The sequence below is a fragment of the Gemmatimonadota bacterium genome (assembly GCA_022560615.1).
Classification (GTDB): domain Bacteria; phylum Gemmatimonadota; class Gemmatimonadetes; order Longimicrobiales; family Gaopeijiaceae; genus UBA1138.
This window is the reverse complement of sequence record JADFSR010000038.1, coordinates 25,250-35,627: the sequence shown is the minus strand read 5'-3', so window position 1 is coordinate 35,627 and position 10,378 is coordinate 25,250. Positions and strand designations below refer to the sequence as shown.

Below are 10,378 nucleotides of genomic sequence, written 5' to 3'. Positions count from 1 at the left end.
TTGAGCTCATCGAAGCGGACAAGATGCCGACTCGTTCCGTCGAGGAAGAAACAGAACATCTGGTGGAAGAGCGTGGCCACAGGAAGCCCTTTCGAACTCTTGCGCATCGAGCCGAATAGGCGATCGAGGTGGGGCAAGATCTCGAGGTTACGCACGTAGCGGCTGAACAGAGCCAGGCCACCTCGGCCCGTCAGGGTGTCGGACGTGACCTCAACACCATCGAACAGCGGTGGAGCAGCATTGCGCGAGGAGAGCGACTCGGCGATCATCACTTGGCACCCTTTGGGTTGAGGGCGGTGGCGACCGCCACTGGCTATAACTTGTTGCCTACCAGTAACTTAACCCATAGGGTGCTCTTTTTCTACCTCAAGAATCGCTCAGTTTAGGTGTAACTAACTCATGTCCATCCACGACAAGCTTTCTCGCCTCGAGGAACTGCGCCACGCCGCTGAACAGGGCGGGGGAAGCGAGCGGCTCCAGGCCCAGCACGATCGTGGCAAGCTGTCGGCGCGAGAGCGGCTCGACCTGCTCATGGACGAGGGCTCGTTCGTCGAGCTGGGCCGCTTCGTCACCCACCGGTCTACCGACTTCGGACTAGCCGACAAGAAAATCCTCGGCGACGGGGTCGTGACCGGGTACGGCACCATCCACGGTCGCCTGGTCTATGTTTTCAGCCAGGACTTCACGGTCTTCGGAGGTTCGCTGTCCGAGGCGCATGCCGAGAAGATCGTGAAAGTGCAGGACATGGCGCTGAAGAACGGCGCTCCACTCGTCGGCCTGAACGACTCGGGCGGGGCCCGGATTCAGGAAGGCGTGGCGAGCCTCGGAGGCTATGCGGACATCTTCCTGCGCAATACGCTGGCCTCGGGCGTGGTCCCGCAGATCAGCGTCATTCTGGGGCCGTGCGCGGGCGGCGCAGTCTATTCCCCAGCGATCACCGACTTCGTCTACATGGTCCGCGGATCGAGCTACATGTTCGTGACCGGCCCGAACGTGGTGAAGACCGTCACGCACGAAGACATCGACCTGGAAGGATTGGGCGGCGCCGATGTGCACTCCTCCAAGTCCGGGGTCGCTCACTTCGCGTGCGACTCGGAACCAGAATGCCTCGCTGCGGTCCGGGAGCTCCTGCTCTACCTGCCTCAGAACAACACCGAGCTGTCGCCGGCGCTCGATTCGTCAGATCCGCACGACCGCAAAGATGATGAATTACTCGAGGTAGTACCGGATAACCCCAATAAGCCCTACGACATGCGTGATGTCATCACGCGCGTCGTAGATGACGGTGCCTTTCTCGAGGTACACCAACGGTTCGCGCAGAACATACTGGTGGGATTCGCCCGTCTCGGGGGGCGCGCGGTCGGTATCGTGGCGAATCAGCCCTCCTTTCTCGCGGGTGTGCTCGACATCGACTCTTCGGACAAGGGTGCTCGCTTCGTACGCTTCTGCGACAGCTTCAACATTCCGCTCGTGGTGCTCGAGGACGTGCCGGGCTTCCTACCGGGCGTGGCTCAGGAGCACGGCGGGATCATCCGCCACGGGGCGAAGCTGCTCTATGCATTTGCAGAGGCCACCGTACCCAAGGTGACCGTGATCACCCGCAAGGCGTACGGCGGAGCGTACGACGTCATGAGCTCCAAACACATTCGGGGCGACGTGAACCTGGCGTGGCCACAGGCCGAGATCGCGGTGATGGGGCCCCAGGGTGCGGTCGAAGTCTTGTTCCGAAAGGAGATCGCCAGCGCCGACGACCCACAGGCCGTCACCGACGCGCTTATCGAGGAGTACCGCGAGAAGTTCGCTCACCCCTATATCGCGGCAGCGCGCGGCTACGTGGACGACGTCATCGACCCTCGTGAGACCCGGCCGCGTCTCATCAACGCACTCGACATGCTCCAGAACAAGCGCGACGAGAACCCTACGCGAAAGCACGGCAACATCCCGCTCTAGAACGGAAAGTTCAGCCCTCGTTAGGGCTCACGCTCGCAGCCGCTCTCGCGGGAGCACTTCCGCCGATGGGACAACCCTCCCCAGCGTCCGTGCATCCCAATCGAAGAGCAGATCGGAAGAGTAGGAATTCCACGCCACGGAGGGACGATTCATGAAGATGGCCCGCCTTAGAGTGATGCTGCAGCTGTTCAGCATTGCCGCGCTCGCCTCCACGATCTCAGCCGCCCCTGCCTCCGCGCAGAACTCGGGCGACTGCCGATGCGTCGATCGCGACGGTAACGAGATCGAGAACTGCTCGTGCTTCGGCGTGAGCCCACTCCGAGGGCTGGTCCGGGGATTCGCTCCAGTGACGGACGCTCGCCGGCGTATCGGGATCTCCGTCGACCCGCAGCAGAGCGCCAGAAATGATACGCGCGGCGCCCGGGTGACGGCGCTCATGGAAGACGGTCCAGCCGCAGAAGCCGGAATCCGTGTGGGCGACGTGATCACGTCGGTCGACGGCCACTCGCTCTTCGAGCCGCTTTCGGGAAATGCGGAGGACGACTTCGATCTCGACCAGTCGATTCCGGTACAGCGATTGCTCGCGATCTCCGCTGATCTCGAGCCCGGCCAGGAGATCGAGGTCGAGTACCTGCGGCGCGGCGAGACCCGGACCGCCACGGTAGAGGCGCAAGAGCTTTCCTCGTGGGGGAACGACTCACTGCGGGGTGGCTTCGATTTTCGGTCGGACGACCTCCACGAACTGCGGGAGCGCCTGCAGGAGCTCACCGAGCGCGCCCAGGAGGAAGCCCGACGGAGCAGGGTACGGGTCCGTGCGCCACGGTCCAATATTCGAGTGTTTACGGGCCCTGACGCGTCCGGAGTGATCTTGGGCAACTTCTTGGGCGGTAACCTGCTCACGATCGACATGGGGCGCATCCACGGGATCGAGCTCATGGAGATGAAGCCGGGGCTCGCCTCCTACTTCGGCACGGAGGACGGGATGCTCGTCACCAACGTGGACGAGGATTCGACGCTCGGCCTCGAGCCGGGCGACGTCATTCTCCGCATCGGCGGCCGAGACGCGACGAGTCCGGGCCGGGTCCGCCGCATCCTGAGCACGTACGACGAGGACGAGGAGATCACCCTGCGCATCATGCGGGATCATGACGAGATGACCGTCACAGGTCGCCTAGGCGGCTGACGGGCAGAAACCTCATCTCCCCTGCGGAATCGGGGCGGGAGCACCCACCTCCAGGTGGGACGCTCCCGCCCCTTCTTCGCGTCCATACGGGGGTTTAACTTCGGGCCGCACGATCCCCAAGTCATTGTCCCGTTGACTCTTCGACCCTCCTAGGCGGCCGCGAACGTGATCCGATCTCTGCTCGTCGCCAACCGCGGCGAGATCGCAGTGCGCATCGTGCGCGCGGCCCGCGAGAGAGGGATCCGGACCGTCGCGGTCTTTTCCGAGCCTGATCGCCTCGCGCCTCACGTGCTTGAGGCGGACGAGGCGTACCCGATCGGACCGGCTGCTCCTGCCGAGAGCTACCTCAGAGGGGACAAGCTGATCGAGGTCGCCAAGGCGTCGGGCGCCGAAGCGATCCACCCCGGGTACGGCTTTCTCGCGGAGCGAGCCTCGTTCGCGCAGGCAGTCGAAGACTCCGGGCTGATCTTCGTCGGGCCTAGCGCCGAGACGATTGCCGCGATGGGGGACAAGACCGAGGCGAGGCGGCGAATGGCCGACGCGGGCGTGCCCATCGTTCCGGGCCTGACAGAGACGGTCTCCGACGCGGGAGAAGCCGCCGCCGCCGCCGTCCAGATCGGCTTTCCCGTGCTGCTCAAGGCCGCCGCGGGAGGCGGGGGCAAGGGCATGCGCGTGGTCGAGGCCGAGGCTGACATCGAGCGAGCTTTCGAGTCCGCCCAGCGCGAAGCGCTCGCCGCGTTCGGCGACGACTCCGTGTACCTGGAACGGTATCTGGACCAACCCAGACACATCGAAATCCAACTGCTCGGCGACGCTCAGGGCAACGTGGTGCACCTGGGCGATCGCGAGTGCTCCATTCAGCGCCGGCACCAAAAGCTGATCGAGGAGGCGCCTTCGCCGGTCTTGAGCCCTGAGGCACGTGCCGCTATGGGTGAGGCGGCGGTCCGGGCCGCGAAGGCCGTGGACTATCGTAGCGCGGGCACGGTCGAGTTCCTGTACCAGGACGGCGACTTCTTCTTCCTCGAGATGAACACACGCCTACAGGTGGAGCACCCGGTTACCGAGCTCGTCACCGGGCTGGACATCGTCGACTGGCAACTGCGCATCGCCTCGGGCGAGCTCCTGGACTTCCGTCAGGAAGATGTAGAGCTGAGAGGGCACTCCATCGAGTGCCGAATCGTCTCCGAAGACCCCTCGGCGGGTTTCCTGCCCTCGACCGGCGTCATCACGCGGCTCGAAACGCCGACAGGTCCCGGTGTACGCTGGGACGGAGGTGTCGTCGAGGGCTTCCACGTTTCGCCGCACTACGACCCGTTGCTCGGGAAACTCATCGTGCATGCACCGACCCGCGCCGCGGCGATCTCGCGCATGGCGCGAGCGCTCGACGCGCTCGTGCTCAGCGGTGTGGAAAGCAGCGCGCCGTTTCTTCGACGTGTGATGGACGAGGCGGACTTTCGCTCCGGCTCCTTCTCGGTACGGTACCTGGAGCAACACCCCGAGCTGGTGGAATTCGCCGACTCGGGCTGCGCTCTTCGGGTGGCCGCCGTGACCGCCGCCCTGCTCGAAGAAGAGGACCGTCGGCTGCACCGCACGTTACGGATCGGGGTGAAAGGGAGCAACGCGATTTCAGCGTGGCGCGCGGCTGGCTGGCCTTGGCGGCGGGAGCAGAAATGAGCGATGCCGTAGCGACTCGAGACGCGCTGGCCGACGTGCGCGTGCGCGCCATCGCCTCGAACGGATCCGGCGTCGCGGACCTACCGGACGGACGAGTCGTCTTCATACCGCGAACGGCTCCAGGCGACTACGCGCGTGTGCGGCTGGGCAAGGTCAAGCGCAGGTGGGCGCAGGCCTCGGTCGTGGAGTTGCTCGAGCGCGCCCCGAACCGGATTGACGCTCCGTGTCCGCTCTTCGACAGATGCGGCGGATGCACGCTCCAGCACCTGCCCTACGAAGACCAGCTCAAATGGAAGAGTCTCTTTGTCTCGGATGCCATGAAGCGCATCGGAGGCCTCGAAGTCGATCCGCCAAGCGTGCTGCCATCGCCGGAAGTCTTCGCCTACCGGAACCGGGTCAGTTATTCTCTGCGCCGCCTCCGGGGCGGGCGAGTCGTGGCGGGCTTCCATGCCTTCGGGCGGCCTGCCCACGTGATTGATGTCGCGGATGAGTGCCTGCTTCCCGAGGCTTCGCTCCGGATCGCCTGGACAGCGCTTCGGGAGGGTTGGGGTGGCGGCGCGCGTTACCTGCCACCGGCAGGCCGGCTGCGGCTCACGCTTCGCAGCACGGGAGATGGCGTAGCGCTCGTGGTCGACGGTGGCGCGCCCGGGTGGAGCGCCGGGGACCTTGCCGAGTCGGTGCCCGGTCTCGTAGCGATCTGGCACCGACCCAGCGGGGCAACAAGAGCGACACTCGTTCGCGGATCTGAGGCAGTCACCCAAGGGGGCCCGGACGCGTCGCGGTGGGTGGGAGACAGCTTCCTCCAGGTGAACACCGCGCTTGGGGACGCCCTTCGTGACTTCGTGCTCCAGCGAGCGGAAGCGGCAAGCCAGGTGGTGGACGCGTATTGCGGCGTCGGGGCATACGCGAGAGAGCTCGCACGACGCGGTGCCCAGGTCACAGGCATCGAAGTGGACCCCGCCGCGTGCGCCGCGGCTAGGAACGATGCTCCGGACGAGCTCAGCATCGTGCAGGGGCGCGTCGAGGAACGGCTGACGGCGGTGCTACCGACGGAGGTGCTCATCCTCAACCCACCGCGTTCGGGCTTGCACGACTCGGTGCCAGCAATCATCCGCGCATCCGCACCCGGCCGCGTGATCTACGTAAGTTGTGACCCTGCCACGCTGGCCCGCGACGTGGCCCGCCTCATCGACGCATACACGCTGGTTGAGATCCAAGCGTTCGATCTTTTCCCCCAGACCGCGCACGTGGAGACAGTCGCGGTGCTCGCCCCATCGGGGGACGACGCATGATCTACCACGTGGCCATCGGCAAGCGCACGTTCGAAGTGAAGCTCGGCCCGGACGGAGTCGAGATCGACGGGGTGGCGGTGGACATCGATCTCGCGGGCCTCGAGGGGACCGCGGTGCGTAGCCTTCTGATGGATGGCGACTCCCATCGATTGCTCGCACGTCGCGAGTGCAGAGGGCGATGGGATGTGCACGTGGGAGGTCACCGATTCCAGGCTGAGGTGCTCGACGAACGCGCCATGGCGATTCGGGAGATCACGGCGGCCGTATCGAGACCTGTGGGACCGAGTCCAGTGCGAGCACCGATGCCTGGCCTGGTGGTCAGAGTTGAGGTATCCGTGGACGACATCGTGACGGCCGGGCAGGGGGTGGCCATCATAGAGGCAATGAAGATGGAAAACGAGCTGACCGCGGAAGTGGCGGCGCGCATCTCCGCCGTGCATGTCGCGCAGGGAGACGCCGTCAAGAGGGGCCAGGTGCTCGTCGAGCTCGCAGCCATCGAGCAAGACGAGCAGGACGCCCCGTGATCGAACCCGCCCCGGAGAGGCGAGATGTCTGACGTCGAAGACACCAGGCGCCTCGAAGACACCCGGCGCACGGTGACGACCGACAGCGGGATCGAGGTCGAGCCGTGCTACGGTCCCCAAGACGCCTCCCATCAGCCGGGCGTCTTCCCCTTCACGCGCGGAATCTATCCGGACATGTACCGGGGTCGGGTGTGGACGATGCGCCAGTACGCCGGTTTCGGTACGGCAGAGGAGACCAACGAGCGCTTCCGATATCTGCTCGACCGCGGCCAGACCGGCCTCTCGGTCGCCTTCGACCTGCCAACGCAGATGGGGTACGACTCGGACGGAGCGATGGCGGAAGGCGAGGTGGGGCGTGTGGGGGTCGCGATCGATTCGCTCGCGGACATGCGGCGACTCTTCGACGGCATCCGTCTCGACGATGTCTCCACGTCGATGACGATCAACTCGACGGCGTCGATTCTCCTGGCTTTCTACGTCGCCCTCGGCGACGAGCGAGGCGTGCCCCGGGACTCGCTCGCCGGCACGGTGCAGAACGACGTGCTCAAGGAGTACGTCGCACGAGGCACGTACATCTATCCGGTGGACGCGAGTCTGAGGCTCGTCTCGGACATCATCGTGTTCTGCTCTCGTGAGATTCCTCGCTGGAACGCGATCTCGATCTCCGGCTACCACATCCGGGAGGCCGGGTCCACGGCTCCTCAGGAGGTCGCATTCACATTTGCCAACGGGCTCGAGTACGTGGCGCGTGCAATCAGCGCTGGCCTCGACATCGAATCGTTCGCGCCGCGGCTTTCCTTCTTTTTCGCAGCACACAACGATCTGCTCGAGGAAGTAGCGAAGTTCCGGGCGGCCCGCCGCCTGTGGGCTAGGCTGCTCAAAGAGCGTTACGGCGCCTCCGACGAGTCGTGCCGGCTCCGCTTCCACACGCAGACCGGCGGCTCGACGCTGACGGCCCAGCAGCCGCTCAACAATGTGGTTCGCGTCACCGTGCAGGCGCTGGCGGCCACGTTAGGCGGCACGCAGTCGCTACATACGAACGCTTTCGACGAGGCCCTCGCGCTCCCCACAGAGGAGTCCGCAAGGCTCGCTCTCCGTACCCAGCAGATCATTGCCGCGGAATGCGGTGTCACGCGCACCGCGGATCCGCTCGGCGGTTCGCACTACGTCGAGGCGCTCACGGACGAGATCGAGCGACGCGCCGTCCAATATCTCGACGTCATCGATGAGCTCGGTGGAGCCTCGAAGGCAATCGACTACATGCGGGAGGAGATCCACCGGGCGGCGTATGCCTTCCAGATGGATATCGAGTCGGGTGAGCGTCCCGTGGTCGGTGTGAATCTGCACACCGAGGACGAGGGGCCTGGGCGCGTCGGCCAACCCGACCATTCCGCGCTCGAGCGTGGTCAAATCGAACGCCTCACCGCTTTCAAGGGCGAACGCGACGCCGCCGAGGTGCGGGCTCGCCTCGTCGCGATCCGCGACGGAGCCCGCGGCACCAGCAACCTGTTGCCTTCCATCATCGAGGCGGTGAAAGCCGGGGTGACACTGGGCGAGATAAGCGACGGGCTGCGGGCCGAGTGGGGCGTGTTCGACGGGTAGGCGGTCCAGCCCAGGGCAGTTACGTTCCTGGGCCGTATCTACCGCGGCATTGAGCCCCTTTTTCTTCCCCGTTTTCTACGCATGCCTACGTACGAATACCGCTGCCCGAACGGGCACCAGTTCGAGGTCTTCCAGAGAATGTCCGACGACCCCGTGTCGGAATGTTCTGAATGCGGGGCGGGTGCGGAACGCCAGATCTCGGGTGGCGCCGGCTTCATCTTCAAGGGCGACGGCTTCTACATCACCGACAATCGCTCCGAGGACTACAAGAAAAAGGCATCCGCCGAGATGTCCTCGTCGGGCTCGTCCAAGGACCGGTCCTCAGGTGCCTCGTCGGGCGGCTCGGACTCGGCCTCGTCTTCAGGGTCCTCCTCGTCTTCGGATTCCTCGCCCTCCGCCGGCAGCGGCGACTCGGGTTCCTCCACGTCCACGGGTTCGTCCTCGGACAGCTGATCGATGAGCCGCGCCAAGATTCAGGCCGCGCTGTGCGCGGTTCTGAAGGACATGGGTGTCGAGGAGCCGACCGTGAAGCTGGAGCGACCTCGGGATCCGAGCCACGGCGACGTCGCCAGCAACGTGGCGATGACGCTCGCCCGGGAGCTGGAGCGTGCCCCGCGGCAGATCGCTGAGGAGATCATGGAGCTGCTCGACCTCGAGGCCGCAGGGGTTGAAGCCGTCGAGATCGCTGGACCGGGCTTCCTCAATTTCCGGCTGTCGTCCGGGGTGGTGGCATCTGTGCTCCCTGAGATTCTCGCATGCGATGAGTCGTGGGGGCGGAGCGAGACCGGAAGCGGAGCGCGCGTAATGGTCGAGTTCGTTTCCGCGAACCCGACCGGACCCCTGCACATCGGCCACGGCCGCCAGGCAGCGCTCGGGGACGCGATTTGTTCGCTTTTGACCTGGACCGGCTGGGACGTGCATCGCGAGTTCTACTACAACGATGGCGGCCGGCAGATGGAGCTGCTCGCCCTCAGCGTGTACGCGCGCTATCTGGAACACTTCGGTGGCGAGGCGGAGATCCCCGAAGGCGGATATCACGGCGGGTACGTAGCGGAGATCGCAGAGCGCTTGGCCGACGACGTCGGAGAGAAATACCGAGAGGGCGTCAGCGAGGAGGAACTGGACGAGATCCGAGCCTTCGCGGTACGCATCCTCCGCGCGGAACAGGACCGCGACCTCAACGATTTCCGGGTCTTCTTCGACGAGTACTACCTCGAGTCGTCACTCTACAGCGAAGGCCGCGTAGCGGCCGCCATCCAGGCTCTGAAGGACACAGGGCTCGTGTACGAGCACGAGGGAGCGACCTGGCTCAAGACGACGGAGTTCGGTGACCAGAAGGACCGGGTCATGGTGCGCAGCAACGGGCTTCCCACATACTTCCTGCCGGACGTCGCCTACCACCTCCACAAATGGCAGCGAGGCTTCCACCGAGTCATCAACGTCCAGGGGTCGGATCACCACGGAACGGTGGACCGCGTGCGCGGCGGTACGCAAGCGCTCGGCCTGCCCGAGGGATACCCCGAGTACGTGCTGCACCAGATGGTCCGCGTCACGCGCGACGGACAGGAGGTGAAGTTCTCGAAGCGCGCGGGCTCTGCACTCTCTCTGCGGGAGCTGTACGACGAGGTCGGAGTCGACGTCACGCGCTACTTCTTCCAGATGCGGAAGCCGGATGCGCAGATGCTCTTCGATGTCGACGCGGCGCTGGACCAGTCCGACAAGAATCCGGTGTACAAAGTTCAGTACGCACATGCGCGCATGTGCTCGATCTTCGCAAAGGCGGGAATCGCAGCCGAGTCGATCGAAGCAGGCGCGACGGATCTGAGCGTGCTCGACCACGAACTGGAGCGCGAGCTCGTCAAGAACCTCGGCGAGTTCACGGAAGTGATCGAGCGTTCTGCCCGGCAATCCACACCGCACACGCTCTGCGAGTATCTCGAGCAGACGGCAGGCTCGACGAACGGGTGGTATCATGCCGGCAACCCGAGCCGTAACCCCGAGCTCGCGGTGCTGGCAGAAGATCCCGAGTTACGTCGAGCTCGTCTCGTTCTCGCTCGCGCGGTGCAGATCGTGCTGAGGAACGGCCTCGCTGTGCTCGGCATATCAGCGCCCACACGGATGGACCGTGCGGTTCTGGACGAAGAGCCCTAGGT

9 protein-coding genes are annotated in these 10,378 nt (G+C 65.0%); 8 read left to right on the top strand and 1 reads right to left on the bottom strand.

Annotated elements, in window-relative coordinates; all coding sequences use genetic code 11:
* The coding region (locus IIB36_16670; protein ID MCH7533371.1) for a hypothetical protein at positions 1 to 269 on the bottom strand (269 nt) is incomplete at its 3' end.
* Between the two features lie 130 nt (positions 270 to 399).
* On the opposite strand from IIB36_16670, the gene IIB36_16665 reads away from it, so the two are divergent.
* From IIB36_16665 to IIB36_16630, 8 genes are all read left to right on the top strand, one after another.
* On the top strand, positions 400 to 1,950 hold the full coding sequence (locus IIB36_16665) for an acyl-CoA carboxylase subunit beta (GenBank protein MCH7533370.1): 1,551 nt from the start codon (positions 400 to 402) through the stop codon (positions 1,948 to 1,950).
* A 151-nt stretch (positions 1,951 to 2,101) separates the two neighbouring features.
* On the top strand, positions 2,102 to 3,133 hold the full coding sequence (locus IIB36_16660; protein ID MCH7533369.1) for a PDZ domain-containing protein: 1,032 nt from the start codon (positions 2,102 to 2,104) through the stop codon (positions 3,131 to 3,133).
* 165 nt (positions 3,134 to 3,298) lie between these two features.
* Complete coding sequence (locus IIB36_16655) at positions 3,299 to 4,807, top strand: acetyl-CoA carboxylase biotin carboxylase subunit (protein ID MCH7533368.1); 1,509 nt, start codon at positions 3,299 to 3,301, stop codon at positions 4,805 to 4,807.
* Positions 4,804 to 6,099, top strand: a complete 1,296-nt coding sequence (locus tag IIB36_16650) for a class I SAM-dependent RNA methyltransferase (GenBank protein MCH7533367.1) — start codon at positions 4,804 to 4,806, stop codon at positions 6,097 to 6,099. The genes IIB36_16655 and IIB36_16650 overlap by 4 nt, the downstream gene beginning before the upstream one ends.
* The gene (locus tag IIB36_16645) at positions 6,096 to 6,623 is read left to right on the top strand and encodes a biotin/lipoyl-binding protein (protein MCH7533366.1); all 528 of its coding nucleotides are present in this window, start codon (positions 6,096 to 6,098) and stop codon (positions 6,621 to 6,623) included. Before IIB36_16650 ends, IIB36_16645 begins: the two co-directional genes overlap by 4 nt.
* A gap of 24 nt (positions 6,624 to 6,647) precedes the next feature.
* A complete protein-coding gene (locus IIB36_16640) occupies positions 6,648 to 8,225 on the top strand; it encodes a methylmalonyl-CoA mutase (GenBank protein MCH7533365.1) in 1,578 nt (525 codons plus the stop codon).
* An 81-nt stretch (positions 8,226 to 8,306) separates the two neighbouring features.
* A complete protein-coding gene (locus IIB36_16635; protein MCH7533364.1) occupies positions 8,307 to 8,678 on the top strand; it encodes a hypothetical protein in 372 nt (123 codons plus the stop codon).
* A gap of 3 nt (positions 8,679 to 8,681) precedes the next feature.
* Positions 8,682 to 10,376 (top strand): arginine--tRNA ligase, encoded by a 1,695-nt coding sequence (locus IIB36_16630; GenBank protein MCH7533363.1) that lies wholly within the window; start codon positions 8,682 to 8,684, stop codon positions 10,374 to 10,376.
* Positions 10,377 to 10,378: the final 2 nt, after the last annotated feature.

Excerpts from the sequence above, each read along its gene's own strand:
- IIB36_16665 (MCH7533370.1), top strand. The coding sequence starts at position 400 with ATGTCCATCCACGACAAGCTTTCTCGCCTCGAGGAACTGCGCCACGCC.
- IIB36_16660 (MCH7533369.1), top strand. The coding sequence starts at position 2,102 with ATGAAGATGGCCCGCCTTAGAGTGATGCTGCAGCTGTTCAGCATTGCC.
- IIB36_16650 (MCH7533367.1), top strand. The coding sequence starts at position 4,804 with ATGAGCGATGCCGTAGCGACTCGAGACGCGCTGGCCGACGTGCGCGTG.
- IIB36_16645 (MCH7533366.1), top strand. The coding sequence starts at position 6,096 with ATGATCTACCACGTGGCCATCGGCAAGCGCACGTTCGAAGTGAAGCTC.
- IIB36_16640 (MCH7533365.1), top strand. The coding sequence starts at position 6,648 with ATGTCTGACGTCGAAGACACCAGGCGCCTCGAAGACACCCGGCGCACG.
- IIB36_16635 (MCH7533364.1), top strand. The coding sequence starts at position 8,307 with ATGCCTACGTACGAATACCGCTGCCCGAACGGGCACCAGTTCGAGGTC.
- IIB36_16630 (MCH7533363.1), top strand. The coding sequence starts at position 8,682 with ATGAGCCGCGCCAAGATTCAGGCCGCGCTGTGCGCGGTTCTGAAGGAC.